General features: G+C 55.6%; 24 protein-coding genes and 1 pseudogene. 17 read left to right on the forward strand and 8 right to left on the reverse strand.

The annotated features are described in order from the left end of the window. Positions 1-49: 49 nt before the first annotated feature. The gene (gene nifD, locus ACMUVN_RS32295) at positions 50-1,570 is read right to left on the reverse strand and encodes a nitrogenase molybdenum-iron protein alpha chain (protein ID WP_414815982.1); all 1,521 of its coding nucleotides are present in this window, start codon (positions 1,568-1,570) and stop codon (positions 50-52) included. 101 nt (positions 1,571-1,671) lie between these two features. After that, positions 1,672-2,565, reverse strand: a complete 894-nt coding sequence (nifH, locus tag ACMUVN_RS32300; protein ID WP_003563197.1) for a nitrogenase iron protein — start codon at positions 2,563-2,565, stop codon at positions 1,672-1,674. A 561-nt stretch (positions 2,566-3,126) separates the two neighbouring features. Between nifH and ACMUVN_RS32305 the strand changes: the two genes are divergently transcribed. From ACMUVN_RS32305 to nifT, 8 genes are all read left to right on the forward strand, one after another. After that, positions 3,127-3,975 carry an electron transfer flavoprotein subunit beta/FixA family protein gene (locus ACMUVN_RS32305; protein ID WP_414815983.1) on the forward strand — a complete coding sequence of 283 codons (849 nt, stop codon included), beginning with the start codon at positions 3,127-3,129 and terminating at the stop codon, positions 3,973-3,975. Between the two features lie 16 nt (positions 3,976-3,991). Continuing rightward, on the forward strand, positions 3,992-5,104 hold the full coding sequence (locus ACMUVN_RS32310) for an electron transfer flavoprotein subunit alpha/FixB family protein (RefSeq protein ID WP_414815984.1): 1,113 nt from the start codon (positions 3,992-3,994) through the stop codon (positions 5,102-5,104). A gap of 10 nt (positions 5,105-5,114) precedes the next feature. Further along, positions 5,115-6,422 carry an FAD-binding protein gene (locus ACMUVN_RS32315; RefSeq protein ID WP_414815985.1) on the forward strand — a complete coding sequence of 436 codons (1,308 nt, stop codon included), beginning with the start codon at positions 5,115-5,117 and terminating at the stop codon, positions 6,420-6,422. A 12-nt stretch (positions 6,423-6,434) separates the two neighbouring features. Continuing rightward, a complete protein-coding gene (locus tag ACMUVN_RS32320; RefSeq protein WP_032491859.1) occupies positions 6,435-6,731 on the forward strand; it encodes a ferredoxin family protein in 297 nt (98 codons plus the stop codon). 200 nt (positions 6,732-6,931) lie between these two features. Next, complete coding sequence (nifA, locus tag ACMUVN_RS32325; RefSeq protein WP_130692188.1) at positions 6,932-8,017, forward strand: nif-specific transcriptional activator NifA; 1,086 nt, start codon at positions 6,932-6,934, stop codon at positions 8,015-8,017. A 241-nt stretch (positions 8,018-8,258) separates the two neighbouring features. Continuing rightward, a complete protein-coding gene (nifB, locus tag ACMUVN_RS32330) occupies positions 8,259-9,731 on the forward strand; it encodes a nitrogenase cofactor biosynthesis protein NifB (protein WP_414815986.1) in 1,473 nt (490 codons plus the stop codon). A gap of 33 nt (positions 9,732-9,764) precedes the next feature. After that, entirely contained in the window at positions 9,765-9,959 is a 195-nt protein-coding gene (locus tag ACMUVN_RS32335; RefSeq protein ID WP_003563211.1) for a 4Fe-4S binding protein, read from the forward strand. A 176-nt stretch (positions 9,960-10,135) separates the two neighbouring features. After that, positions 10,136-10,348, forward strand: a complete 213-nt coding sequence (gene nifT, locus ACMUVN_RS32340) for a putative nitrogen fixation protein NifT (protein WP_414815987.1) — start codon at positions 10,136-10,138, stop codon at positions 10,346-10,348. A 257-nt stretch (positions 10,349-10,605) separates the two neighbouring features. Here nifT and ACMUVN_RS32345 read toward each other — a convergent pair whose 3' ends face one another. From ACMUVN_RS32345 to ACMUVN_RS32370, 6 genes are all read right to left on the reverse strand, one after another. After that, complete coding sequence (locus ACMUVN_RS32345) at positions 10,606-12,006, reverse strand: AdeC/AdeK/OprM family multidrug efflux complex outer membrane factor (RefSeq protein WP_414815988.1); 1,401 nt, start codon at positions 12,004-12,006, stop codon at positions 10,606-10,608. 124 nt (positions 12,007-12,130) lie between these two features. Further along, a complete protein-coding gene (locus tag ACMUVN_RS32350) occupies positions 12,131-12,919 on the reverse strand; it encodes an ABC transporter permease (protein ID WP_063474973.1) in 789 nt (262 codons plus the stop codon). Further along, the gene (nodI, locus tag ACMUVN_RS32355) at positions 12,916-13,944 is read right to left on the reverse strand and encodes a nodulation factor ABC transporter ATP-binding protein NodI (protein ID WP_414815989.1); all 1,029 of its coding nucleotides are present in this window, start codon (positions 13,942-13,944) and stop codon (positions 12,916-12,918) included. Before nodI ends, ACMUVN_RS32350 begins: the two co-directional genes overlap by 4 nt. Positions 13,945-13,982: 38 nt before the next feature. Beyond that, positions 13,983-15,263: a chitooligosaccharide synthase NodC gene (gene nodC / locus ACMUVN_RS32360; RefSeq protein WP_414815990.1), complete on the reverse strand. Its 1,281-nt coding sequence runs from the start codon at positions 15,261-15,263 to the stop codon at positions 13,983-13,985. A 20-nt stretch (positions 15,264-15,283) separates the two neighbouring features. Then, positions 15,284-15,934 (reverse strand): chitooligosaccharide deacetylase NodB, encoded by a 651-nt coding sequence (gene nodB, locus ACMUVN_RS32365; protein WP_130654379.1) that lies wholly within the window; start codon positions 15,932-15,934, stop codon positions 15,284-15,286. Continuing rightward, the gene (locus ACMUVN_RS32370; RefSeq protein ID WP_081295649.1) at positions 15,931-16,521 is read right to left on the reverse strand and encodes a NodA family N-acyltransferase; all 591 of its coding nucleotides are present in this window, start codon (positions 16,519-16,521) and stop codon (positions 15,931-15,933) included. Before ACMUVN_RS32370 ends, nodB begins: the two co-directional genes overlap by 4 nt. A 226-nt stretch (positions 16,522-16,747) precedes the next feature. On the opposite strand from ACMUVN_RS32370, the gene ACMUVN_RS32375 reads away from it, so the two are divergent. From ACMUVN_RS32375 to ACMUVN_RS32415, 9 genes and pseudogenes are all read left to right on the forward strand, one after another. Beyond that, on the forward strand, positions 16,748-17,704 hold the full coding sequence (locus ACMUVN_RS32375) for a LysR family transcriptional regulator (protein ID WP_414815991.1): 957 nt from the start codon (positions 16,748-16,750) through the stop codon (positions 17,702-17,704). A gap of 506 nt (positions 17,705-18,210) precedes the next feature. Next, complete coding sequence (locus ACMUVN_RS32380) at positions 18,211-18,489, forward strand: phosphopantetheine-binding protein (protein ID WP_026154649.1); 279 nt, start codon at positions 18,211-18,213, stop codon at positions 18,487-18,489. Continuing rightward, positions 18,489-19,697: a beta-ketoacyl-[acyl-carrier-protein] synthase family protein gene (locus tag ACMUVN_RS32385; RefSeq protein WP_017968971.1), complete on the forward strand. Its 1,209-nt coding sequence runs from the start codon at positions 18,489-18,491 to the stop codon at positions 19,695-19,697. Before ACMUVN_RS32380 ends, ACMUVN_RS32385 begins: the two co-directional genes overlap by 1 nt. A 489-nt stretch (positions 19,698-20,186) precedes the next feature. Next, a complete protein-coding gene (locus ACMUVN_RS32390; protein WP_017968972.1) occupies positions 20,187-20,738 on the forward strand; it encodes a sugar O-acetyltransferase in 552 nt (183 codons plus the stop codon). Positions 20,739-21,171: 433 nt separating this feature from the next. After that, positions 21,172-22,998, forward strand: a complete 1,827-nt coding sequence (gene glmS, locus ACMUVN_RS32395; protein WP_414815992.1) for a glutamine--fructose-6-phosphate transaminase (isomerizing) — start codon at positions 21,172-21,174, stop codon at positions 22,996-22,998. A gap of 79 nt (positions 22,999-23,077) precedes the next feature. Beyond that, positions 23,078-23,569: a MaoC family dehydratase gene (locus ACMUVN_RS32400; protein ID WP_017968974.1), complete on the forward strand. Its 492-nt coding sequence runs from the start codon at positions 23,078-23,080 to the stop codon at positions 23,567-23,569. 285 nt (positions 23,570-23,854) lie between these two features. After that, positions 23,855-24,958, forward strand: a complete 1,104-nt coding sequence (nodX, locus tag ACMUVN_RS32405; protein ID WP_017968975.1) for a nodulation protein NodX — start codon at positions 23,855-23,857, stop codon at positions 24,956-24,958. Positions 24,959-25,373: 415 nt separating this feature from the next. Beyond that, positions 25,374-25,664 (forward strand): annotated as a pseudogene (locus ACMUVN_RS32410) (cytosine permease); the annotation flags it as partial. After that, a complete protein-coding gene (locus ACMUVN_RS32415; RefSeq protein WP_080635756.1) occupies positions 25,595-26,344 on the forward strand; it encodes a cytosine permease in 750 nt (249 codons plus the stop codon). The pseudogene ACMUVN_RS32410 and the gene ACMUVN_RS32415, both read left to right, overlap by 70 nt. Positions 26,345-26,432 lie beyond the last annotated feature (88 nt).

The following is a 26,432-nucleotide window of genomic DNA, read 5'->3' on the forward strand; positions in this document are numbered from 1 at the left end:
GGCTGCGTGGACTTTGGGAGATGTCTAAAATGTTGTCGCTCAGCAAAAATTATTCATCATCCCGGCCACAACTGCAGACACCGCCTGCATCGGAGCAGTGCGTTTCTTTCCATGGCGGGTCGTAGAGGCCCCAGACCGGATTGTTGATGGCAAGATCCATGTCTCGGGCGAAAATGGCGAAGCCGTCATAGCCGTGATACGGACCAGAATAATCCCAAGAATGCATCTGACGGAACGGTATGCCCATTTTTTGAACCGGGTATTTTTCCTTGATGCCCGAGCCTACGAGGTCCGGGCGAATGGCCTCGATGAAGCTCTCGAGCTCGTAGCCGGTCACATCATCGTAGATAAGCGTACCTTTTTTGACATAATGGCCCGTGCGCTCGTAATCGTCGCCGTGGCCAAATTCGTAGCCCGTACCAACGATCTCCATTCCAAGATCCTCGTAGGCGGTGATGACATGGCGGGGACGCAATCCGCCGACGTAGAGCATCACAGTTTTGCCAATAAGGCGCGGACGGTACTTCTCCGTCACCGCCTGGACGAGAGGTTGGTATCTGGTGATGAGTGCTTCGGCCTTATCTTGGGTCTCCGGCCCGAAAAACGCGGCGATATTGCGCAAAGAGGCTTCGATCTGGGAAGGACCAAAAAAGTTGTACTCCATCCAGGGAATGCCGTACTTTTCCTCCATATGCCGAGCGATGTAATTCATGGACCGGTAGCAGTGAATAAGGTTGAGCGTGGCTTTCGGTGCACGCTCCACCTCCGCGAGTGTGGCATCTCCCGACCAATTGCCGACCACCCGCAACCCCATATCCTCCAGCAGAATGCGTGAAGCCCATGCATCGCCGCCGATATTGTAGTCACCTATGACATTAACGTCGAAAAAGCTGGGTTCGAAGTCGGTCTCTTTTTTATCGAAAACCCAGTCGCGTATCGCGTCATTGGCGATATGATGGCCAAGCGATTGCGACACGCCACGAAACCCTTCGCATCGCACCGGCACGATCGTTTTGTCGTGCTCCTTGGCCTTCTTGCGCGCCACAGCTTCAATATCGTCGCCGATCAATCCGATTGGACACTCGGACTGCAAGCTGACACCATTGTTCAGTGGAAACAGTTGCTCAACTTCATCGATGAGCTTCTCGAGCTTTTTGTCGCCACCAAAAACAATATCCTTTTCTTGAAAGTCAGACGTGAATTGCATGGTGACAAAGGCTTCGACACCCGTCAGACCGACGTAATAGTTGCGGCGTTGCGACCAGGAATAGTGGCCACAACCGACGGGCCCATGCGATATATGGACCATATCCTTGATCGGGCCCCACACGACACCCTTCGAGCCGGCATAAGCGCAGCCGCGAACGGTCATCACGCCCGGAATGGACTTGATGTTGGATTTCACCCCGGTCTCGCAAAGCGCATCGGAGCCCTGCTCGGCTGCCTCTCGGCCCTTCGCGACGCCAAGGTGCTTTTTGCGGCGCTTAGCCGTCTTATCCGGATACTGCGAGAGTACCTCATCTATAAGCCTTGCGTTGAAATCACCGTCGTTCTCGTAGTCGAGGCTCATAGGGCCATTCCTCTCTCGAAGGTTCGCGTGGAGCCTCGACGAGGAGGCATGGTTAGTCGACTAACGCGCTTTGTCATCCGCGCCGCCCTATCTGCGGACGACTATGGCGCCAAACCCGCCTGCACCTCTTTAACGAGAAGTTCTTCAAGCATCTGCTCGTCCGACTTCATGATTCCGAAGTCGAGCAGCATGTCCTCCAGCTCCTCCATGGTGATGGGAGTAGGGATCGTGCCCTTCCCCGAATTGGAGTGGATCTTCTCGGCTAGCCATCGATATTCCGCCGCCTGTTTGGAGCGTGGCGCGTATTGGATCACGGTCATCTTTCTAAGCTCCGCGTGCTGGACAATGTTGTCGCGCGGCACGAAGTGAATAAGCTTCGAATTGAGCTTGGCAGCCAGCGCTTCCGCGAGGTCTAATTCTCGGTCGGTCTGCCGCTCATTACAGATCAGGCCGCCCAGCCGTACGCTTCCGGCGCTGGCGTATTTGAGGATGCCCCTCGCAATGTTGTTTGCAGCATACAGGGCCATCATCTCACCGGACATGACGATGTAAATTTCCTGAGCCTTGTTCTCGCGGATGGGCATAGCAAAGCCCCCGCACACCACGTCTCCCAGCACGTCATAGGAGACGTAGTCGACATCGTCATAGGCGCCGTTTTCTTCCAGGAAGTTGATCGACGTGATGACCCCCCGTCCGGCGCAGCCAACGCCGGGTTCAGGGCCGCCCGACTCCACACATTTGATGCCGCCGTAGCCTGTTTTTAGCACATCGCCGAGTTCCAGATCTTCGACTGAACCCTTCGTTGCGGCGAGATCCAGAACCGTGCCCTGCGCTTTGGAGTTCAGGATCAATCGCGTCGAGTCAGCTTTTGGGTCGCAGCCGACGATGAGGATTTTCTGCCCGAGTTCGACAAGGGCAGCGAGCGTATTCTGGGATGTAGTGGATTTGCCAATGCCTCCCTTTCCGTAAAACGCGATCTGACGCAGAGCAGCCATTCTTACTTCCTTTTCGTGTTCGAACCGTCCGAGGCGATGCCGCGACATCGGACGCGGCTGGTTCCGTCGCAGCCCAAGAACAATTTTCAAGCGCCGTGCCAATTGAGCTGATTGATAGGGCAGAACGGAAACTGGTGCTCCCGCAAACACTTAAGGGGATAAAATACCGGACCGAAGAATCCTGAGTCGTGTCACGAAGCCGACAAAATTGACGACAATGTCGCACATATGTCGTGAGGCCGTCGGAGAGCCACGGTAACTCTGCGCAAGCACGTCTCCGTCGAATGAGCCGCACTTGACGCAAATGCTGGCAATTGGAAAGCGGCGCGGAGCTCTAGCGAAATCGTTTGCGGTCAAAAAATCGCGCAAGCAGTATTGCACCGCTGCCAAGCGCATGCAGCCACCCGTGTCGCAAACCTGACAAAGCTTTCGCACTGTGGACCAATAGCAAACTCGACCCGCCCGAAACTCGCGAGTTAATCACCGCGCAATCGGCCTGGCACGACGAGTGCTAGGACCGACCGAGACACAAACTACATTTCGGTTGGAGCCAAAGACAGCATGAACATCGTGGTCTGCATAAAGCAAGTGCCTGACTCCGCACAGATCCGGGTTCATCCGGTTACGAACACGATCATGCGCCAGGGAGTGCCGACAATCATCAATCCTTACGATCTTTTCGCCTTGGAAGAAGCTCTTAAACTGCGTGACCGGTATGAGGGTAAAGTCACTGTGCTTACCATGGGTCCGCCCATGGCAAAACAAGCGCTGGAGAAAGCTCTGGCATACGGCGCAGATGAAGCGGTACTCCTGAGCGACCGTCACTTCGCCGGGTCAGACACCTTGGCAACTTCATTTGCTATCTCGCGAGCTATCACGAACCTTGGACTCCGCCATGCGCCTGAGATCGTGTTTACTGGCAAGCAGACGATCGACGGCGATACTGCGCAGGTGGGGCCGGGGATTGCCAGGCGTCTCGAACTGCAACAACTGACCTACGTAACGAAAATTGTTTCAGTCGATCTTCATGCCCGAGAGATCACGGTGGAGCGCCGTTCGGAAGGCGGCACACAAATGCTGAAGAGCCAACTGCCGTGCTTGATCAGTGTCCTTGAAGGCGTCAACGCCATCCGTCGAGGCTCCGTCGCTGACGCGTTGCGTGCCGCACGCGCGCAAATACCGACCTGGCGTGCAGCCGACGCCGGTATTGTGGAGATAGCTAATTGCGGCTTGAGAGGATCACCGACCGTCGTCAAGCGCGTATTCGCCCCCACCCCACGGGCCGAAAAAGCAATCCAAATCGAAGTAAACGATGACCAGTGCGGTCCGCTGGCTGACGAAATAATCGCATCGATCTTCGAGCACCAGCCCCCATTGGAAGCGAGCTTTCAACCGAATGGGCTCACGTGAGAAACAAGGAGCATAAATGGAAGCCCACCAAGCTGAAAGTCAGTCTCCAATGGTCAGTCGCGCCAGCGCGAAGAAGGAATTGCCCAGACACTTCCGCGACAATCGACACGTCTGGGTTTTCATCGAGCTGGAACGAGGCCAAGTGCATCCCGTGTCTATTGAACTACTCGGTGAAGGGCGCAAGCTTGCCGATAAGCTTGGCGTTCAACTGGCGGGAGTGGTTATTGGAACCGCGGAAGGCCTGGGAGTTCGGTCTGCCATTGCAGAGGCGTTCGCTTACGGGGCCGATCTCGCCTACCTCGTCGAGTCGCCGCTGCTATCGGACTACCGAAACGAGCCCTTCACCAAAGCTCTCTCAGACCTGGTCATCCTTCATAAGCCGGAAATTTTGCTTCTTGGCGCCACCTCGCTTGGGCGAGATCTTGCCGGTTCTGTGGCAACTACTTTGGAAACAGGGCTTACGGCTGACTGCACCGAATTGGATGTCGATGCAGACGGCTCGCTCGCAGCGACCCGGCCGACATTTGGCGGTTCGCTGCTGTGCACGATCTACACTCTCAACTCTCGCCCGCAAATGGCGACAGTGCGACCCCGGGTCATGGCGACCCCCAAACGCGTGACCCATGCGATTGGACCTATCATTCGGCATGACTTGATGATGATTGAGGAAGAGATTGTCACAAAGGTTCTCGGCTTCCTTCCGGATGAACGATCGGAAAAAATCAACCTCGCCTATGCAGATATCGTGGTCGCTGGCGGGCTTGGTATTGGCACCGCCGAGAATCTGGAACGTGTGATGCTTCTAGCGAGGACGATTGGCGGTGAATTCGGCTGCTCCCGACCTTTGGTTCAAAAAGGTTGGATGGAGGTTGATCGACAGATTGGCCAAACGGGCCAGACGATCCGGCCCAAGCTCTATCTTGCGGCTGGAATATCAGGGGCAGTCCAACATCGGGTTGGTGTCGAAGGGGCTGACTTGATCGTTGCCATCAACACCGACAGCAACGCCCCGATCTTCGATTTCGCCCATGTTGCAGTTGTGGCTGATGCCATCGGTCTTCTGCCGGCGCTGACCGCGGCGTTCACCAGGCGACTACCGCCGCATAACCAATCGATGCAAGTAAACTGAGGTGTGGCTGATGAAGGGCGAGAAATTTGACGCGATTGTCGTCGGGGCAGGTATGTCGGGTAACGCGGCTGCTTATGCGATGGCCATGCGTGGTCTGAAAGTGCTGCAGTTGGAGCGCGGCGAGTACCCGGGTTCGAAGAACGTTCAAGGAGCGATACTGTACGCCGACGCGCTGGAAAAGATCATTCCAGACTTCCGCGATGACGCGCCTCTTGAACGGCATCTCGTCGAGCAACGCTTCTGGATCATGGACGGCGCGTCGCACACCGGAATTCACTATCGGTCGGATGACTTTAACGAACGGAGGCCAAACCGATACACGATCATCCGTGCCCAATTCGATAGATGGTTCTCGGCCAAGGTGCGAGAGGCCGGATGCACCGTTCTCTGCGAGACATTGGCCACAAGACTTATCCAGGATTCAAGCGGCAACGTCACAGGCGTATGCACCGACCGCCCCGGCGGGGCCATCCTTGCCGACGTCGTGGTGCTTGCTGAGGGGGTGAACGGCTTCCTAGGAACACTAGGACGTTTGCGCGAAACGCCCAAGCCGGACAGCGTGGCACTTGCCGTGAAAGAGATGCATTTCCTACCGGAGGAAGTTATCGCAGAACGCTTTGGCCTGACTGCAGACGAAGGCTGTGTGATCGAGGCAGGTGGGACAATTTCACGGGGAGTCCCGGGGCTTGGCTTTCTGTATACGAACAAGGAGTCCATCTCGATTGGGATAGGATGCCTCGTTTCCGGTTTGGCCGCAGCCATGGAAAGGCCATACGACATTCTTGAAGCCTTCAAGCACCATCCTTCGATCCGACCATTGATCGCCGGGTCTGAGGTGAAGGAATATGCTGCGCATCTCATTCCGGAAGGCGGTTATACGGCTATCCCACAGCTCTTCGGCAATGGGTGGGTCGTGGTTGGAGATGCGGCCCAGTTGAACAACACCGCACATCGCGAGGGCTCGAACCTCGCAATGACATCAGGGTATCTGGCGGGTAAAGCGATTGCAGACGTAAAGGATCGCGGCGGCTCGATGGTGAAAAGCAACTTGGCTTTGTACAAGAGCATGCTCGACTCATCCTTCGTCATCAAAGATCTGATGAAGCATAACGAGATGCCAAGGTTTCTCCATGCCAACAGCCAGAACCTGTTTGTTTCATATCCAAAGTTGATATCTAAGGCTGCGCAAAGTTTCGTCCGTGTCGACGGAACTTCAAAACTCGACAAGGAAAAGGCCACGTCTGCCGCCTTCTTGAAAGCACGATCCCGGTGGGGATTAATTTCAGACGCAGTCCGGCTCGCCCGCGCGTGGCGCTAAAAGGAGATCCAGATGAAGGCCATCGTTAAACGGCGTGTTGAGGACAAGCTTTACCAGAACCGATATCTGGTTGACCCGGGCCGCCCACACATATCGGTCAGGAAACACCTGTTTCCAAGCCAAAACCTAATCGCCTTGACGCAAGTGTGTCCGGCGAAATGTTACCAGCTGAACGACAGACGTCAGGTAATCATCGTTTCCGATGGCTGCTTGGAATGCGGGACATGCAACGTGTTATGCGGACCCGACGGCGACATTAAGTGGACGTATCCACAAGGTGGGTTCGGCGTTCTCTTCAAGTTTGGATGAACAGCTTCTTTTTTAAGTTGATACAGCCATTCGTTGGCCCAGCGCATGGTAAGCAAGCAATGACGAATCGGCTGGTGGAGCGCCCTACCAATTTGTAATTTTTATTGACCTTCGAAGTCCAATATGTAGCGCGGAGGACGTTCCAGGATTGTCCTGAGTGCCTAAAGCACTCTCAACCACGTGCTGAATGGAGTAGTTCCGTGGCTGGATCCGATGATGAGAAGATGCCCAAATCTGCAGTGCGGCCGGGTGCTGAGATTGTGGGCGAGAGTGCCGCACTCAGGGAGGTTTTTGAAATCGCCCAGATTGTCGCAAGGAGCAACACGCCTGTCCTGTTGCGAGGTGAGAGCGGCACGGGCAAAGAATTCTTTGCAAAGCTGATACACGATTCCTCGCCGCGCCGCGAAAAGCCCTTCGTAAAGTTGAATTGCGCTGCGCTGTCGGCAGGCGTTCTGGAATCGGAACTATTCGGGCACGAGAAAGGCGCCTTCACCGGCGCTGCCTCTCAGAAAGTAGGTCGGTTCGAGCTGGCGCACGGTGGAACTTTGCTGCTCGACGAAATAGGAGAAATCTCGGCTGAGTTTCAGACCAAGTTGCTGCGCGTTTTGCAGGAAGGCGAACTTGAGCGTGTCGGTGGGACGAGAACATTGAAAGTAAATGTCAGGTTGGTATGCGCGACCAATAAGGATCTCGAAACGGCCGTGGCGGCGGGAGAATTCAGAGCCGACCTATATTACCGGATCAATGTCGTACCGATCACTTTGCCACCACTGAGGCAACGCGACGGTGACATCCCGCGTTTGGCCCAAGTGTTCCTTCGGCGTTTCAACAAGGAGAACGGCCGTTCGTTAAGCTTTGCACCCTCCACACTTGATATCCTTTCGAAATGCGAGTTCCCGGGCAATATTCGTGAGCTGCAAAACTGCACACAGAGGACCGCAACTCTCGCCCGTTCGGACATCATCGTTCCTCAAGATCTCGCCTGTGAACAGGGTCGATGCTATTCCCCGCTCCTCAAAAAGGCGGTTGCCGAGCGAGTTGGCAAGGGCGCAGTTCATGGGCTCGCTCGAGGTGAAACCGTGTCAATGGGACAGCCGCGTGATGCCGCCGTCTTCGCGGCCGAAGCCGTAATGGGACACTCAGGTCTGATCGGCAGAGAACGGTTGGAACAGGCGATGGCGACGGCCGGAGGGAATCAGGCTAAGGCTGCGCGGCTCCTTGGTCGTACGCCGCGACAGGTCGGTTACTCTCTGCGCCGGCACGGGATCGAACGAAAACTCTTCTAGTCAAGGAGGTCATTGGTGCAGACCTGCTGCGGCAGGTCGCGCCCAACTGACGCCCGGCAATTCTAGTTTCCCCCACCCGACAAGGTCTACCAAGCGGCCCTGTCGTGTCTCCGACGAAACCTGTAGCAAAGAGGTCTAAACCGGACAACGAAGAGCATATCCAGCTGGCAGGGTGACGTTTCTCAGACTGGCATCGCTCTTGCTCGCGGAACTGAGCTTTCAAGCGTCATTGGAGTTCGTAATGTCCAGAGGGATGAGTAAGTGTAGGATCACCAACACAGCACCTGCCGCACGTGAGTCGGAGGCAACAACGTTCGGTGACCATGCGTCTTCGTCCCGTGGTAGTTCAGAGCCGAATGCTATGGCTCCAGCAATCATTGAAAAGATCAAAGACCACCCGTGCTTCTCGCGGGAAGCGCATCTTTATTTCGCGCGGATGCATCTCGCGGTCGCACCAGCCTGCAATATCCAATGCAATTACTGCAATCGAAAATACGACTGCGCAAACGAAAGCAGGCCAGGAGTAGCATCCCATAGGCTCACTCCCGACCAGGCGCTGCGCAGGGCCATGGCGGTCGCCAACGAAGTGCCGCAGCTTTCGGTGGTGGGCATCGCCGGGCCAGGCGATGCCTGCTACGATTGGAGGAAAACAAAGGCGACGCTCATACCGATCGCCCGGGAAATCCCTGACGTCAAGCTTTGCATCTCGACCAATGGTCTCGCACTTCCTGAACACGTCGACGAGCTTGTCGACATGAATGTCGGGCACGTGACGATCACCATCAACATGGTAGATCCGAAGATCGGGACCAAGATCTACCCCTGGATATTCTATGACGGCCGCCGCTACAACGGTATCGACGCGTCCAGGATCCTTCATGAGAGGCAAATGTTGGGGCTCGAAATGCTGGCAGAACGCGGCATCCTCATCAAGGTCAATTCCGTGATGATCCCAGGCGTCAACGACGAGCATCTCATCGATGTTAACAAGTGGGTCAAGGACAGGGGTGCGTTCATGCACAACGTAATGCCCCTGATTTCAGAGCCTACACATGGCACTTTCTATGGCATGAACGATCAGCGTTGCCCTACACCTTCCGAACTAATCGCGCTCCGGGACCGGCTTGAAGGCGACACGAAGGTGATGCGCCATTGCCGCCAGTGCCGTGCCGATGCAGTCGGTCTGCTCAGTGATGATCGCGCAAACGAATTCAAGATTTCCCAACTCCCAGCTGAAGCGACCAACGACAGTGGCAAGCGCCATGCCTATCGCAAGTTGATCGAGCGCGAGCGACGCGCCCAAACATTGGAAGCAAGGGGCGCGGCCATACCGGTCTCAGGTCCATCTGACGAACTTCTCCTTATTGCTGTAACCACCAAAGGTGGAGGCCGGGTCAATGAACATTTCGGTCATGCGCAGGAAATGCAGATTTTCTCAGTCTGTCAAAAAGGCATCGGATTGATAGGTCGCCTAAAGATCGACCCGTACTGCCTTGGTGGATGGGGGGAGGAGGCTACTCTCAACAGTATCATCAATGCGCTCGAAGGCTTAGATTTGCTGATTTGTTCTCAGATCGGCAATGGCCCTACGAATAAACTCGCACGCCGAGGTGTTCGAGCAACGGGCGCTTATGGCGGCTCCTACATCGAGCAGGCTATCGACGCTCTCTATAGCGCGGTGCTTCACGTCGAAGCTTTAGCAGCCGCGACTTGACACGCACTTTGACTAAACCAGAGGAGCTGAATCATGGCCTTCAAAATCATCGCCTCACAATGCACCCAATGCGGCGCATGCGAATTTGAGTGCCCCTCAGGCGCAATCAGTTTCAAAACTGACAGATTCGTGGTCGATCCTAAAATATGCACCGAGTGTAGGATTGAGTTTGACGCGCCCAAATGCAGAGCCATTTGCCCCATGCCGAACACCTGCGTTCCTGCCTGAGCAGCCGTACTAAACGAAAGCAAAAAGGGCTCGCCTGCGAAAGCATTTTGGCGCAGGCGGGCATCCTCCTCGACAGCAACCCCTGCAACAATGAGGTGGTTGAGCGTGGCAGCATCGTCGGTCCCAACGGGTGCGAAATGGAGCAAATTTCACGTGTGTAAAACGAGGTACAGTAAATGAAAGCAATGATCCGGAGAAATGGGGCCGGCATGTCGATCTATATGTCAAAAAAGGATGTCGAGGAGCCCGTTGTTGCGGTGGAGAATGAAGACTTCTGGGGCGGGTTTGTGTTGGTGAGGAATGGATGGCTGCTCGCCCTCCCCGAATTAGCGCAGAGCACCCGTTTACCGATTACAGTCGAGGCAAAGAGGCAATCCGATCAGGAATGACGCGGCACGCCGAACTTAGGGGGTTTGCGCGACTGACTTGGTGACGAAATATGCTACGCCAAACGTTTAGGTCCCCGGCTGGTCGTCGCAAACTCGCATGCAGCATAGTTTGGAAGAATGAAGTTCCCCGATTTCGGCCGAGCAGCAGCTGGCGTTTCCCGGTGTGACAAACCACTATTCGACATGTTCACACCCAATTTCACCAGCCGCCGACAATGAGCTTCTGAAGTCAAGCATTCTGCAATCGCACAGATTACCTAAAAGCGTTCCTTTGAAACGGGTTGTATCCGCCCCCCAATCGCATTAATGAGGCGGACATAATCTTTCGCCGATTGCTGTATGGCTGTGGCGAGACTGACTTGTGTAACCGAGAACGACCTCTGGGCTTCCAGCAAATCGAGAAGCGAAGACGCGCCATCCTTGTAAGACGAGGTTGATAGCTTCAAAGTTTCTTCCGCAGTTTTAACCGCTGCCTTCAACGCTTGCACGGTACACGCGTCACGATGCATTGCCACTAGCGCATTTTCAACTTGCTCGACCGCCTTGAGCACAGTGGATTTCCAGTTCAAGTAGGAAATCGTCGCTTTGGATTTGATCCGTTCCACATTTGCTCGCAGACTTCCGCCGTCTAAAATGGGAAGGTTCAAGCTCGGCCCAAATGACCATGATGTGAGATTCCCATAGACCCCGCGTTCATTGATGCCTGATGGCGAAATAGAGCCTGAAAGCGTAATAGATGGAAACAGTTTCGCTTCCGCCACCCCGATCTGTGCCGTGCTGGCAGCAAGGTCGCGCTCGGCTTTTCGAATGTCCGGCCGATTTCGAATAATGTCTGCAGGGATGCCAACATTTACATCCGCGTGAAATGCGGGCTGATTTGAACCTTTTGCAATCTCCTCGACCATGGAACCGGCGGGCTTACCAAGCAACGTCGCTATCCGGTGGGCTGAGATGCGAAAATTAGCATCAAGGCTAGGAATTTCGGCCAGCGTCGATTGCACCAGCCCCTCTGCCCGCACAACATCCATGCGAGCCACGGCTCCTGCGGCAAACTTAGACGTCGTGAGCTCAAAAGTCTCCCTTCTTGATTTAAGGTTAGCCTGCGAAAGCGCTAGACGCCGCTGGTAATAACGAGCGTCAACATAACTTGAGATAATATCGTTTATGAAGGCGAGTTTCGCCATATCTACTGACGCGTACGCCGCATCGAGGGCGGCCTCCGCGCTCTCAGTGTTCCGCTTGTAGACGCCAAAGTCGAGAAGCCATGATAGCGACAACTCACCAGTGGAGGTATTGCTAGTGTAAGTCTGCTTGCGGAGTTTACCCTTTTGCCCGCTTACCGTATGAGAGCCGCTCAACGTGAGATCTGGGAGTGCGCTGGCTTCAGCTATCGTGACATTGGCAGCCGCCAAATCAATCCTTTCGATCGCCTGCTGGACATCCAAATTTTGGCTTATGCCTTGTTCCACGTAAGAGGTGAGCATTGGATCATTGAATGCGGTCCACCAAGCGACCACAGTGACGTCGCCGTTTGAGGTGACACCACCCTCGCTGAATTTCGCAGGTAGCGGCATTTCAGGTGGCGCATAATTGGGACCTACCACGCATCCCGAGAGCAGCAGCGAAAAAAATGGTGTCGTGTAGCGGGTGAATCGCATCCCTAGCCCTTATCGAACTTATCAGCCGTTGCCGGGAACTACCGCGCCGATGAAAGCAAAGGCTTGTCTAACCATACAGACCAAAGCATTGATCTTCCGTCGGGATGCGCTCCACCAATGAGCGTCAGCGCAAAAGGCGGCGTCGCAGCAAGGCTGTCGATAAAAAGAATGGGATGACGATATAGATGCAAAGTGCGCCGACGTGCAGGCAGACATCCACCACGGGGTGACCGAGCATTATCGGACGTATGAGGTCGATCGAATGCGACAGAGGAAGAAATCGCGCAGCCGTCTGAAAGACAATTGGCAGTTGATCGACTGGAAAGACGGCACCCGAGAGGAACAATATAGGTGTGATAACAAGCGTCTGATAAAAGATGAAATAATCATAGCTCGGAGCAAGGGCGGTGACGACCATCCCAAGGCTTGCAAAGGCCAAACCCGTCAGCGCGATGACCGGAAGCGCATATAGCAGCGACAGCCACTGAGTGTACCCTAGAACGGCCGCGACCATGCCTATACCGGCACCCGCCAGAGCGGCCTTCGTTGCCGCCCAGGCCATCTCACCGAGAACGATATCGCCTAGCCTCAGCTGTGTGTAGAGCATCGCTTCCCAAGTGCGCTGCCCCTCCATCCGGCCGAAAGCTGCGTAAATGGTCTCAAACGTTGCAGCCGTCATCGCACTTGTCGCGACCATTCCAGCTGCCAAGAAAGCAGTATAGGAAACGCCACCGACGCGGCCCACCATCACGCCCAAACCAGCGCCAAGGCCAAACAGGTAGATCAAGGGTTCGGCCAAATGACCCAGAAGCGACGCCAGCGCCGCCTTCTTCCATGCAAGATAATTTCGACGCCAGACCGCAATCCAGTTCAAGCTGCCGCCTGGCAATGCCGTTACGATATCTCCACTCATTGGTACTTCCCCATCTCGCGTCCGGTTAACCGCAAGAAGACGTCCTCTAAGTTCGGCGGCCGCTCCAGGAGGCGCAGACCCCAGTGTCCGCGCAGTTGCGCCCGAACTTGTTCTGGGTCGGGGGTGTAGCAGAACAGCGTCTCGCCGCTGATTTCGATGCGCCGTGCGTTTGGCTTGATCAAAAGGCTAAGCTCCTGCGGGTCTCCGCCATAGATCTCGATGACGGGACAGCCAATCTGCTCCTTTATCAGGTCAAAGGGGCGGCCTTCGGCTATCTTAACTCCACCTTCGAGCACGCACAGCCGGTCACATAAGCGTTCTGCCTCTTCCATGATGTGGGTCGTCAAAAGGATCGTCTTGCCTTGCGCCAACAGCGATCGCAAACGTTCCCAGATCAGGTGGCGTGCGTGCGGGTCGAGGCCGGTGGTCGGTTCATCTAATATAAGGATCTGCGGGTCATTGATCAGCGCGCGCGCCAATGATAGGCGCCGCTTCATGCCTCCAGAAAGATCGGCCACCCGCGTATCTGCCTTGCTCTCGAGGCGTGCAAATTCCAGCAGCGAGGGCACGATCGCTTCGATCTCCCTGGCTTTCATGCGGAAGTACCGGCCGTAGACAAACAGGTTTTCTCTAACCGTGAACTCCATGTCGAGATTGTCGAACTGAGAAACGACACCGATACGGGCGCGCGCCGAACGAGCCTGCCGGGGTACCTGCACTCCGAGCACCGAAATGTTGCCCGCATCAGGCGACGTCATCCCGAGAATCATACGGCTGATCGTGCTTTTTCCGGCACCGTTTGGGCCTAATAGGCCAAAGCATTCTCCTGACCCAATGTTGAAAGACAATCCGTCAACTACGGCCTTCCCACGATATGATTTGCTAACGCCGACGAGCTCGATCGCGATAGAAGATATCGATCCCAGTTTGGGAGCGAGTGCTTCTGAAATCGAAATGGATGGTAGGTTGCTTTGTCGGCGGAGCGTCTCAGCCACAGCTGCCTGTAGATCCGATTGACCGTTCATGTGATTCCTGAGGTTTGCAAGATGCGGCGACACAGCGATCATTCGCCGCTGAAAGTAGCTTCGGGGGCCGCAAGCATTGGAGTTTCGGAGGCTTTCTGCGTCCGAACGGCGCCTGAAGCGTTGACTCCGGAGCCGCGTGACAGCCAGTCACTGTTGGACAACGTGCAGAGGGCATAAGCCTTCACGGGCAGTAAAAGAAAGACGTTCACGAGCGTGTGCAGCGAGAAGCCAAGAAATCTAAGCTGCCTGGCACGATAAGCAGCTACGCCGCATCGTATCAGTGTCAACGATCCAATCGTTCCTATCGTCCACCAGGGCAGTGAACCGGTCAGGGCGAACTGTGCTAGACCCGCCACTACGGACAATGCGAGCAGAAGAGGGCCGGCATTCTGCCCGACGACGTCCAAAGTCAGATACCAGTTCATGCCACGGAGGAGGTGAAGTCCGAGCAGGGTATCTCGGAATGTACTCCGTGCCCAACGCAGTTGCTGGCGCAGATAGGCAGCCAAACCGTTAGGAACGACGGTTGCGGCGATGGCGCTTGGGACATATTCGGTACGGAAGCCGGCGCTTAACATTAGGATGGTCAGATGACGGTCCTCGCCAAAGTCACTCGGCTTTCCCCGATAAAGCTGCGTCTCGTATTGATCAAGAAGCAAGACGAAGGCGGACCGGCGGTACATGGCACAGGGTCCACAGCAACACATCACGGCACCGAAGTGGCCCTGCGCGGCGCGCTCCTCATTGCAGGCCAGCCAGTACTCCATGTCGATCAATCGGGTCAGCCACGAGTCGTTCTGATTGCTTGCTACAAGCTGCCCCATCACCGCACCGACCGCCGGATCGCGCATTTTCTGACTGAGTTTGGAAACAACATCGCTGGCGAGAGTGGTGTCTGAATCCACATTCAGGATGAGGTCCCCGGATGATCGGGAAATGGCGGCGATTTGCGCTTTGCGCTTTCCGACATTCCTGGGGAGCATGATGAATTCAAATCTCGCGTCACCCGCATAGACGATCTGCTCGGCCACCACCGCGTCACGATTTCTGGAACCGTCGTCAACCACAAAAACGCGCAACACCCCCGGATAGTCCTGGTTGGCGAGGGATGCCAGGCAATCGGACAGGACGCGCGGGCTCTCGTTAAATGAAGGCACAATGATGTCCACACTTGGCAAAGAGCTCTCTTCGACGGTGTTTTCCGCTGTTTCCGACTTGAGAGTTCGCCGAGCATGAAGGACCTGTACACTCCTATAGGCGGAGGAAAGCAGTCCATAAAGCGAGACGGCGGCGATGCTGGTTGTTTCAAGCAAGGTCATGGTTTCTCGTCGATTTAGGTTTACTGGGGAAGTGAACGAAGGGAAAATCCACGGCTATGCAGTGCGGGGATAATCGCCAAGAGCGCCGAAAGTGTTTGATCGCGCAGTCTGGTGAGCTTGCAGTTCCCGACCTCATCAGGTGGGCAACCGTCGTGCAAAAGCACGATTGCACCTGGCCGAGCAGCAGCGAGTACCGCGTCAACGATAGAATCGACTCCGGGACGGGACCAGTCTCTCGGGTCTATCGACCAGTGAACAGGTCGAAGTCCGGCGTTCATGGATCTTGAAAGGACATCCGCGTTCCAAGCGCCGTATGGCGCTCGTATATGTTGAACCGCAACTTGGGGACACGCCGAGACAATGGCTTCGTTTGTCTCCTTTATCTCTCGTTCGATCGCGTCCGAGTCACAGGCCGTAAGATCGGGGTGGGTCATCGTGTGGTTGGCGACCAAGTGACCTTCTGCCGCAACACGGCGGACGAGATCGGGATGGTCTTTGACATACGCGCCGAGGACGAAAAAGGTGGCTGGTACGCGGTGTTCGGCGAGCACATCCAGGATCTGGCCAGTACATTCCGGATTGGGACCGTCGTCGAACGTCAGGTAGATGCTACGATCGTCGCTCCCGCCGTCATCCAACGGCACTTCGCTTATATAAGAGCGCCGCTTCATAGCTCGCACCCGTTTCGTTCGATCAATGATCCGGAAGGCCACTCGCTCATCGGTCGTCCTATCGGAAATACCAGGACGAGCACGTCTTCGGTGCGCGTAGAGGGCATATTGGGCAGCACATCTGGAAGGGTCGAGCGTACACGAACCCCCGTGACGATATTGGAGATACCGTCTCGGCAGAATCTCTCCACGTGGTTCCGCATAGCATGTCGGACGGTGCCGAACGCGAACGGCACCGCCAGTTCCTGCAAAGCCGGAGCCAAAGCGCGGATCGAGTGAGCGATTCCAAGCCCCTCCAGATCCGGGCGCACTCCATACAAGCCAAGTTCGGCGACCAGCAAATCGGTGTCGCCGACTTTTATGAAACGACGCAGCAAACCCATGTGGCTGGCTATGCCTTTCGAATCGTACGCAATTGCGCGACGTTCCGGTCTCGCACCCGCCCAGCTTCTGCCAGTCTCAAAAGGTTTGGCATTGAACTCTCCTGTCGGGCCATAGGTCGCTCGAAAAAAATTGGACAATTCCGCATGGTCCGACGGTTCGAGATCATTTTCCCAGGATATTTTCCACCGCACTCCAGCAGACATGCAAAGCTCCAGTTCGTTTCTCAGCCAATAAGCCAAAAGCAGCAGAGATTGGTGCAGGCGCACATGCTGATCGGGCCGCTCGTCGTCAATTTGCGACAGATACGATCCGCCTCCGCTCGCTAGTTTGCTTTGGCGCCTTGATAAGTTCCGGCCTTTTTAATAAGCACTCCGAAAGATTGGTAAAATTGATTGTTTGGATCACAATCATCTACATCATGGATCGAATATGCGTTTTAAGGGCCTGGATCTAAATCTTCTCGTGGCGCTCGATGCTTTGATGACCGAGCGGAAGCTCACCGCGGCAGCGCGCAGCATCAACCTCAGTCAACCAGCCATGAGCGCAGCCATCGGCAGGTTGCGCGCCTACTTCAATGACGAGCTGTTTGTGATGCAGCAGCGCAGACTTGTCCCGACACCGCGAGCCGAGGCGCTCGCCCCTGCGGTTCGCGAAGCTCTACTTCAGATTCAGCTCTCGGTGATTGCGTGGGATCCATTGGTCCCGGCGGAATCTGACCGGTGCTTCAGAATCGTTCTGTCCGATTTCATGACGCTCGTATTCTTTGAAAAGGTGATAAAGCGCGTAGCGCGCGAGGCACCTGGCGTCAGTTTTGAATTGCTCCACGTCAATGATGATCCGGACGAACGTCTCCGCAGTGGAGACTTGGATTTTTTGATCCTTCCGGATCAGTTCATGTCAGCCACTCATCCCAGCGCGAAGCTGTTTGAGGACAAACTCGTATGCGTCGGCTGCCCTAGCAATCAGCAGCTGCGCGGGAAACTTTCCCTCAAGCGATTCATGTCGATGGGGCACGTCGCGGCCATGTTTGGACGTACTTTGAAGCCATCCATTGAACAATGGCTGTTGCTGGAGCACGGTTTTAAGCGGCGTGTCGAAATCGTGGTCCCCGGTTTCAACTCGATCCCAATGTTACTTCAGGGGACGAATCGGATAGCAACCCTTCCCTTGCTGCTTGTCAGACATTTCGAACCGACGATTCCCCTTCAGATCGTAGATCATCCGCTACCTCCTCTCTCGTTCACAGAAGCACTACAGTGGCCGTTGCTTCACAATTCTGACCCCGGGAACATCTGGATGCGCAACATAATACTGGAGGAGGCTTCGCGCATCGAGACATCCTCCGAAAGATGCTCTCAAGAGCCCAGAGCGACCCAATCCTGGTAGAGCTGCAGTCGCTTACGGTATCTCACTGCAGGCGTTGGCGACTTGACTGCTTCGCGCGTTGACCAGTCGAACCGTTTTTAGTTTCGCGATTAGTTTTGATGAGGATAGCAAGTGACGCTGCGAAAGCTGCCATCCCTCGCATTCCGCGTTTCCACCCATACGAACTTGGATAAAAATAGTGTGTTTTTGGCCGGCAGCCACGCTCGGCTCGATCAGTTGTCAAAGTCGCGAATCCACGCGAACCTCTCCGCGTCCTGGATATCGCGCTTCATATGCGCGCCACATGTACAAAGGTACAAGGGAATGGTGCGCGGGGCTCATTCCTTCATCCATACTGCGGATGCTTTCGATCCAATCAATCAATTTTACCAATCCTTCGGCATGCTCCATAGCACAAAACCAGACGTAGGCCGGCCCCTCCCGCAGGAGCATCGAACGTGCTCAAGCCCTGCTTGCCCGGATGTGCGCCGCGTTCAGGACTAACTGGAATGATGGAAAGGAACATGATGGCCGATCAGCTCACAGTAGAAATCATTGCTGCAATCAAAAACCTCGCCCAATCGGAAAATGGCGGGAGGATTCCTGCAGCAATCGGAGACATCACCGCTGATAGCGAATTGACCTCCCTTGGCATCGATTCACTGGCTTTGGCCGATGTGCTCTGGGACCTGGAGCAGGCCTACGGTATCAGGATCGAGATGAACACGGCCGATGCCTGGTCTAATCTGAAAAATATCGGCGATGTCGTCGAAGCCGTTCGCGGCTTGATCGCGAAGGAGGCGTGATGGACAGGCGCGTCGTAATCACGGGAATTGGCGGACTATGCGGATTAGGAACGAATGCCGCATCTATTTGGAAAGAAATGCGCGAAGGCCGCTCCGCAATCAGCCCGATCATCACGACAGATCTTTATGATCTGGAGGGCACCGTTGGTGCCGAGATCAAGGCGATACCGGAACACGACATCCCGCGCAAACAGCTTGTCTCTATGGACCGCTTCAGCCTTCTCGCGGTGATTGCTGCAACCGAAGCCATGAAGCAGGCCGGACTTTCCTGCGATGAACAAAATGCCCACCGCTTCGGCGCCGCGATGGGCGTCGGCGGACCCGGCTGGGGAACGATCGAAGAAACCTACCGTAGTATCCTTTTAGATGGAGTGACCCGGGCGCGCATCTTCACTGCACCGAAGGGAATGCCAAGTGCGGCTGCCGGCCACGTCAGCATTTTTTTGGGGCTACGCGGCCCCGTCTTCGGCGTCACCTCTGCCTGCGCTGCCGGAAATCATGCCATCGCTTCCGCGGTAGATCAGATCAGGCTGGGCCGTGCAGACGTCATGCTTGCCGGGGGAAGCGATGCGCCGCTCACATGGGGAGTCCTGAAATCATGGGAAGCACTGCGCGTGCTTGCCCCTGATACCTGTCGCCCGTTCTCCGCCGACAGAAAAGGTGTTGTCCTTGGCGAGGGTGCCGGAATGGCTGTCCTGGAAAGCTACGAGCACGCCGCTGCCCGCGGTGCGACTATGCTTGCCGAGGTTGCCGGAATAGGACTCTCCGGCGATGCCTACGACATCGTCATGCCGTCCATCGAGGGACCGGAGGCCGCAATGCGCAGCTGCCTCGCCGATGCCGAGCTAAACCCGGACGATGTAGATTACCTGAACGCGCACGGCACCGGCACCGTTGCGAATGACGAGATGGAGACGGCGGCGATCAAGCGCGTCTTCGGAGACCACGCTTTTCAGATGTCCGTCTCCTCCACCAAGTCCATGCACGCCCATTGCCTGGGTGCCGCCAGCGCACTTGAAATGATTGCCTGCGTCATGGCGATCCAAGAAGGTGTCATACCGCCCACCGCCAACTATCGTGAGCCTGACCCCCAGTGCGATCTCGACGTCACGCCCAATGTCCCGCGTGAGCGCAAGGTGCGCGTAGCGATGAGCAATGCGTTCGCCATGGGAGGCACTAACGCCGTCCTGGCATTCAGACAAGTGTGAAGAGGCGGACGATGTGGCCGGAATGGTTCCAGCTGCAACCGCGAGGGTGGTGCCGCTGGAGAGAAGCTAACTGGCGTGCCGTTACGAATGCAGGTCAATTCGCACCAATGGTTAGCCCACAACGGCTCGCCGGGGATTGCGCACAAGGCGGGGTGAGGAAAATATGGTTGCGTTCCGTAGTTATGATCATTCAAGCAACCGGCTGGAAAGAGCGCCCGCTCCGGGTTTGGCACTCGGAGCGGCTCTTCAACTTCACTTGCTATCGATTCCGCTTGCCGGCCGGGCTGGTCACTGCCACTTTCAATCCACTGCTGTCGAACGAGACTCTGGACCACGCAAACGCCGCTTTGCCGACCGCTTTCCTGCCGGGACTTCTCTTCTGCGCCATGCGATGTCGAGCGTCGAGAAGAGGAGCTTATCTGAACCTCGTTCAAGCCGGGCGTCAGAGGACCAACAACTTCATCGATGAACGCGAACTGAGAACAGACAATGACACGCACTCAAAAAGAAAAGATGCTGGCGGGCGAGATGTACAACCCGGCGGACGAGGAGATTCAGACGGACCTGTTGGCCACGGGAGCTTGGCTGAAGAGATATAATGATACTCTGGGAAGTACGGCCGAGCATTGGAACGCACTTCTTCTGGAGCGACTAGGAGAGGTCGGAACTGGAGCCGTCATCCGTCCGCCATTTCATTGCGACTACGGCTTCAACATCAGGCTTGGTGCCTACGTTTACATCAATTTCAACTGCGTAATCCTTGACGTAGCAGAAGTGACGATCGGTGCTGGGACGGCAGTCGGACCGGCTGTGCAGATCTACACCGCCGACCATCCGCATGATCCCGAGCAGCGGCAGGCTGGTCTGCAGCTAGGTCGGCCTGTCCGGATTGGCAAAGACGTCTGGATTGGGGGTGGAGCAATTATCCTCCCAGGGGTGACGATCGGCGACAACGCCGTCATCGGCGCCGGAAGCGTAGTCACCCGCGATATACCCGCAGGGGAAAAGGCCATGGGAAATCCGGCTCGGTTGAAGCGCTGAGGCAAGCCGCTGAGAACGCCATAGTCAAGGCGGTGCTTGTGAACCAACACTCCCACTTGCCACCAAGCCGATATGGCGTGGTTGATTCTTAAATCTTGGATATCAGACCGGCCAACGCGGCAACCACGACGGCTTTCTGACGGATGCACATATGTGGGCTTTGCACGTCTCGTCGAACCAGTGGAAACTGAACTCGCCTGAGAAGGCGAGGTGTTTCGCCATCAATTCAATGAACTTGGTGCGGCATCTCCACCTACATTGAGCGGATCTCGTAAAGGCAATGGCGCGAGTTGCATCCACAATTTGGATGTGCGCGATCACAACAATCGATTTTAAACATCTTACCGGATGCGATTAGAAGGTTCCGCAAATGGGCGCGCTACAAAGCATCGTGGCACCTTCGTCCTTTGGCACACCGAACGGAGACAAATCAATGTGTGGGATTGTTGGCATCGTCGGGCGGCGCCCGGTGTCGCAGCGACTGCTCGACGCGCTAAAGCGTCTGGAGTACCGCGGATATGACTCCGCTGGCGTTGCCACGATCTCTGAGGGCACGTTGGAGCGCTGCCGCGCGCAGGGTAAGCTCGTCAATCTTGAAATGAGGCTAAAGCAACAGCCGCTAGACGGGATCATCGGCATCGGCCACACCCGCTGGGCTACTCATGGGGCGCCGACAGAACGAAACGCTCATCCACATATCGTCGACGGTATTGCCGTCGTTCATAACGGTATCATCGAAAACTTCGCGGAGCTGAAGGCCGAACTGGAGGCGACTGGTGCGGATTTCGAGACGAGCACCGATAGCGAGGTCGTCGCGCATCTCCTCGCAAAATCCCGTCGCGGCGGTATGAGCGGCCGAGAGGCCATGCACGCGATGCTAAAGCGGCTGAAGGGAGCCTTCAGCCTTGCAATTCTTTTCCAGGATGAGCCAGCCACCATTATGGCGGCGCGCAATGGACCTCCGCTGGTGATTGGTCATGGCGACGGGGAAATGTTTCTAGGCTCCGACCCTATCACGCTTGCTCCCTTAACCAACGAAGTTACCTACCTGGTTGACGGCGACTGGGCCGTGATCGAGAAAACAGACTTCAGGATCTTCGATAGTGAGGGCAATGTCGTCACACGCCCTCGACACACCTCGATGGCCTCTGTCGACCGAGTGACCAAGGGCGACTATGACCACTTCATGCAGAAGGAGATCTACGAACAGCCCGAGGTCATAGCCGGTGCTCTCGCCCGCTACATCGATATAGCCAGCAATCGGGCAGTTCAAGTATCAACGGAACTGAATTTTGCAAACGCCAGTAGCCTCGTGATCTCCGCATGCGGCACTGCCTATTTGGCAGGCCTGATCGGCAAGTACTGGTTCGAACGCTACGCACGCCTGTCAGTGGAAATCGATGTCGCTTCAGAGTTCCGCTATCGCGATATCCCCCTGTTGCCACATGCGGCGGCGCTTTTCATCTCGCAGTCCGGTGAAACCGCCGACACGCTAGCATCAATGCGATATTGCAAGGCACAAGGGCTGAAGGTCGGCGCCGTCGTCAATGCAAGCGAATCGACCATTGCCCGAGAAGCCGATGTCATCTTCCCGATCCTCGCAGGTCCTGAGATCGGGGTCGCCTCGACCAAGGCGTTCACTTGCCAGCTCGCAGTTCTTGCTGCTCTGGCCATCAGTGCAGGCAAGGCGCGCGGTACGATTACCGAGGACGAGGAGCGGCAACTGGTCATGAGCTTGATTGAAATGCCGCGCATCATGAGGCAGGTGCTGCGGAACATTCGGCCAAAGATCAAACTCCTGTCGCGGGAACTTTCGGGATACTCTCATGCGCTCTTTCTTGGCCGCGGCACCAGTTTCCCTTTGGCGATGGAAGGCGCGCTAAAGCTCAAGGAAATTTCCTATATCCACGCTGAAGGCTATGCCGCCGGTGAACTGAAACACGGCCCGATCGCGCTCGTCGATGAAAACATGCCCGTCATCATTATCGCGCCACATGATCGATTCTTCGACAAGACCGTCTCCAACATGCAGGAGGTTGCCGCACGCGGCGGCCGCGTCATTCTTCTCACCGATGAGAGCGGAGCTACGCGTTCGAAGCTCGATACCATTCACACGATCGTGCTGCCGGATGTCGAGGAAATAATTGCGCCCATCATCTTCTCTCTACCTCTACAGCTGCTTGCCTACTACGTGGCGGTCACCAAAGGAACCGATGTCGACCAGCCGCGCAATCTCGCAAAATCGGTCACTGTCGAATAATTGCATAGCTCCCGGAGCTAGCGCGATTTCGGACAAATACCGAAACCTTCTCATTGGAATTTAGAATAAGTGAGGTCGTATGAATGAAATTTCGCTCGTGGATGTCTTTGGGCGAGTTGGCCAGGAAGTTGGAAGATCCGAATGGATCATGATCGATCAATCAACAGTCGATCTATTCGCGGATGCAACGCATGACCATCAGTTCATTCATGTGAACCCGGAACGCGCTGCGGTGGAAAGCCCGTTTGGCGGCACGATCGCTCATGGTTTCCTGACTCTTTCACTTTTGTCGGTGATGAATTTCAGCGGGATGCCAAAAATTCGCGAGCAGACAATGGGCCTCAACTACGGCTTCGACAACGTGCGCTTCATGTCGCCCGTTAAGACTGGGAGTCGCGTACGCGGCCGCTTCGTATTGTCCGACTGCCGTTTTCGGGGCTCAAGCATGCTGGTGACGACCTACGAGGTGACGGTCGAGATCGAAAACGAGAACCGGCCCGCACTCACTGCCAGTTGGATCACGATTGTTCAGTTTGATCCAAAAGATCGGCCAAAGACGTCTCATAGTTGATCCTAGTTATAGGTATTACCCATCGATGTTGTTAACCAACGAAGGCAAACGATCTGACGGGGGATGCCAATGCCGCTCGGGTTTGCATCCGCAGGCGGCACTGGGCGAAATCAGTCGCCAAGGCGCAAACGGCTCTTTACCTCGACGACAGGCTGTCTGAGCCTTGAGAAGCGGCAATTACACCGTCTTGGCTGCAGACAACTAAGCCGTCCACCACCACACCTGACTTCTGTTCTCAATACACCGCCGAAAGGTTGCGCGGCATCTGCCGGCTAATGGACATTCATGGGACCATCCAATGAACACTCATCCGGCCACCGGAACAACTTCGACCTGTTAAGGCTCTTTGCCGCCTGCCAAGTGATGTTCAGCCACGCGTGGAATTGGCTTCACCTGGGCGATTCTTTGAACGGCACAACGGCCTTCAATCTGTTGTTTTCGACGCCGGGTGTTGCGATCTTCTTTGTAATCAGCGGCTTTCTAGTAACAGATTCTTACATCCGCTCATCGTCGGCGGCCTCTTTTTTCGTCAAGCGGTCGCTCCGAATCTTTCCTGCACTGTTCGTCAACATCGCCGTGATGGAACTTGCCCTGTTTGTGACGGGGGGATTAAATGTCACTGGCATCTTGCAGTATCTGTCTTACTTCACGGTCTACATTCTGACCGCTGCACGAATCTGGGCCGTCTACTTCACCTACGAGCCCTACACGATGAGCGGCTTTTACGGCGTCTCGGACCCAAGTGGAGTGCTGTGGACGCTGACGGTGGAGCTGACATTCTACCTCACCCTGCCAACGCTGTTGGAAATTTGGCGGCGGTGGAAACGAGCAGGGGCGCTAGTCGTTGCCGTCGCCGCTCTCGGGTCTTGGGTCATGGCGCAGTACTTCAACATAACTGATAGGTACAATCCGTTCCTGTCGGTGACAGTGGGCCCGACTTTCTGGATTTTTTCGATGGGAGTTCTTGCTCGGCTTTACTGGCATCGCGTAAGCAGGATCTTTGAGGGGAAGCTCTTGTGGTGGCTGGCAGCTCATCTCGCGATAACGTGGTGGGTAGCAGGGACGTCCGCTGCATTCATCTCTATCAACAATGCGGCGCCTGTCGATGCATTCCGAATCGCTATTCTAGCCGGTCTAGTCCTGTCGGCAGCGTACTCATTTCCGCGCCCTAACCTTTTGCGCGGGCAGGATCTCTCTTACGGGATCTACCTTTACCATATGCTCGTCATGCACACGCTGATCGGCATGGGATGGGTCGGCCACTGGTGGCTTTGGATCGTCGAGCCGGTCGGGACCGTGGCATTAGCCACTCTATCATGGGCGCTGATTGAAAAGCCGGCCATGAAGCTTCGCACATCGCTAGTCGCCAGAAGGCTTTCGGTCGCTTAAACGGAAAGCTCCTGTAAAAGATCGGAATTCAATCGAAGCTGCCACATTGGACGCGCCCAGATCGAGAAAATCGTCGTTCGTCCATGTGATTGGGTTTTTGACTGTCGTTCGACTGTTCCTTCGTACCTATTTCCGGGTCGGGCTATTCCCGCTGAGTTGGTCATTAGGGAATATTGGCCCCTCCGTGAGGGCCAACCAATATCATTCGATGGGTCCATTATTCTGACCCCCGAGAGCTAAACAACCGCCGCGGAACTCCGGCTGAACGGTCGCGGCAGGTCCGTCGCAGTTTTACCCGGCGCTGGCCGGCCGCGGGTTCTTGATCACGGCGATTGCCGAGTAAAGCTTCGACGGGTCCGAGCGAATATTTGTGATCTCCCATTCAGTGCAGGGTCCGCGGCTTGGCATCCCTCAGATGATCCAGTCTCGAGCGCAGTTCGGCGTGCTTGGTGCGATTTTCCCAATGCTTTTCGTCATGTTCATCTATTTCGGCTTCAGCGTCAGCAACACTCTGCTCGCCGCCCAGACTGTGAACGGAGTTGTAGCGGTTCCTCGCTCCGTTTCGATCGTAGTATTCACGATCCTGAGTTTTGCCATCGCGCTTTACGGTTATAAACTGATCCACGACACCCAGCGTTGGCTCACCTGGATCGCCTGCGCAATCTATGCTGTCGTCTTCGTTATCGTGCTGAGCAACCCACCCAGCCTGGACTACTGGCTGCCGGTAGCCACGAAGCCAGCGCTCGTCTTCGCCGGCATCGGCGTAACCTGTACCTTCGCCCTGTCGTTCCGCCTTATGTTGCCGACTATTCGTGCTACCTGCCGAGCAATGTTTCCTCGAAGAAGGTGTTCTGGTATACCTTCGCGGGCATCGCCGTTGCACTCTTCGCGATGATGCTCCTTGGTGCGCTGGTGGCGGTACAGATCCCCACCTTCAGTGACAACTCCGGTAGTAGTCTTGCTATGGTGTTCGGTAGTTTTTCGCCGATCTTGTATGTGCTGATCGTCTACGCGCTTCTGTGCATCAACGTGTTCAATCTCTACGGCGCGTTCATGGCAGTAGTGACGACCATACAACCATTTGGAAATATGCGTTTTGGGTCAACGCAGCGGGCCGTTGTGATGATCGCGATTGCGATCGCCAATGCTATCCTGTCTTATTTTGGCGACGGCGCCTTCTCGACCATGTTCTTGAATTTCATCTTTCTGATGAGCTATGCACTCATCCCCTGGACCGCAATCAACCTCGTTGATTATTACGTCTTGCGGCGTGGACAATACAGCGTAGCGGACATTTTCGATCCAGACGGCATCTACGGCCGATATAATCCGATAGCGATCGGCGCGTTCGTGTTTGCTGTCTTGGCGGAATCCCTTTCATTTTGATGTATTACTATACGGGCCCCCTGGCTGCCTATCTAGGCACATCGACGTGGCATGGATCGTCGGCGTGCCTGTCGGAGCTTGCCTCTAC

Origin of the sequence: Rhizobium sp. IY2, from assembly GCF_047532935.1 — a bacterium.
GTDB classification, from domain to species: Bacteria; Pseudomonadota; Alphaproteobacteria; order Rhizobiales; family Rhizobiaceae; genus Rhizobium; species Rhizobium anhuiense.

Bases quoted from the DNA above. Each gene is read 5' to 3' on its own strand.
- nifD (WP_414815982.1), bottom strand. From the start codon at position 1,570: ATGAGCCTCGACTACGAGAACGACGGTGATTTCAACGCAAGGCTTATA.
- nifH (WP_003563197.1), bottom strand. From the start codon at position 2,565: ATGGCTGCTCTGCGTCAGATCGCGTTTTACGGAAAGGGAGGCATTGGC.
- ACMUVN_RS32305 (WP_414815983.1), top strand. From the start codon at position 3,127: ATGAACATCGTGGTCTGCATAAAGCAAGTGCCTGACTCCGCACAGATC.
- ACMUVN_RS32310 (WP_414815984.1), top strand. From the start codon at position 3,992: ATGGAAGCCCACCAAGCTGAAAGTCAGTCTCCAATGGTCAGTCGCGCC.
- ACMUVN_RS32315 (WP_414815985.1), top strand. From the start codon at position 5,115: ATGAAGGGCGAGAAATTTGACGCGATTGTCGTCGGGGCAGGTATGTCG.
- ACMUVN_RS32320 (WP_032491859.1), top strand. From the start codon at position 6,435: ATGAAGGCCATCGTTAAACGGCGTGTTGAGGACAAGCTTTACCAGAAC.
- nifB (WP_414815986.1), top strand. From the start codon at position 8,259: ATGTCCAGAGGGATGAGTAAGTGTAGGATCACCAACACAGCACCTGCC.
- ACMUVN_RS32335 (WP_003563211.1), top strand. From the start codon at position 9,765: ATGGCCTTCAAAATCATCGCCTCACAATGCACCCAATGCGGCGCATGC.
- nifT (WP_414815987.1), top strand. From the start codon at position 10,136: ATGAAAGCAATGATCCGGAGAAATGGGGCCGGCATGTCGATCTATATG.
- ACMUVN_RS32345 (WP_414815988.1), bottom strand. From the start codon at position 12,006: ATGCGATTCACCCGCTACACGACACCATTTTTTTCGCTGCTGCTCTCG.
- ACMUVN_RS32350 (WP_063474973.1), bottom strand. From the start codon at position 12,919: ATGAGTGGAGATATCGTAACGGCATTGCCAGGCGGCAGCTTGAACTGG.
- nodI (WP_414815989.1), bottom strand. From the start codon at position 13,944: ATGAACGGTCAATCGGATCTACAGGCAGCTGTGGCTGAGACGCTCCGC.
- nodC (WP_414815990.1), bottom strand. From the start codon at position 15,263: ATGACCTTGCTTGAAACAACCAGCATCGCCGCCGTCTCGCTTTATGGA.
- nodB (WP_130654379.1), bottom strand. From the start codon at position 15,934: ATGAAGCGGCGCTCTTATATAAGCGAAGTGCCGTTGGATGACGGCGGG.
- ACMUVN_RS32370 (WP_081295649.1), bottom strand. From the start codon at position 16,521: ATGTCTGCTGGAGTGCGGTGGAAAATATCCTGGGAAAATGATCTCGAA.
- ACMUVN_RS32375 (WP_414815991.1), top strand. From the start codon at position 16,748: ATGCGTTTTAAGGGCCTGGATCTAAATCTTCTCGTGGCGCTCGATGCT.
- ACMUVN_RS32380 (WP_026154649.1), top strand. From the start codon at position 18,211: ATGGCCGATCAGCTCACAGTAGAAATCATTGCTGCAATCAAAAACCTC.
- ACMUVN_RS32385 (WP_017968971.1), top strand. From the start codon at position 18,489: ATGGACAGGCGCGTCGTAATCACGGGAATTGGCGGACTATGCGGATTA.
- ACMUVN_RS32390 (WP_017968972.1), top strand. From the start codon at position 20,187: ATGACACGCACTCAAAAAGAAAAGATGCTGGCGGGCGAGATGTACAAC.
- glmS (WP_414815992.1), top strand. From the start codon at position 21,172: ATGTGTGGGATTGTTGGCATCGTCGGGCGGCGCCCGGTGTCGCAGCGA.
- ACMUVN_RS32400 (WP_017968974.1), top strand. From the start codon at position 23,078: ATGAATGAAATTTCGCTCGTGGATGTCTTTGGGCGAGTTGGCCAGGAA.
- nodX (WP_017968975.1), top strand. From the start codon at position 23,855: ATGGGACCATCCAATGAACACTCATCCGGCCACCGGAACAACTTCGAC.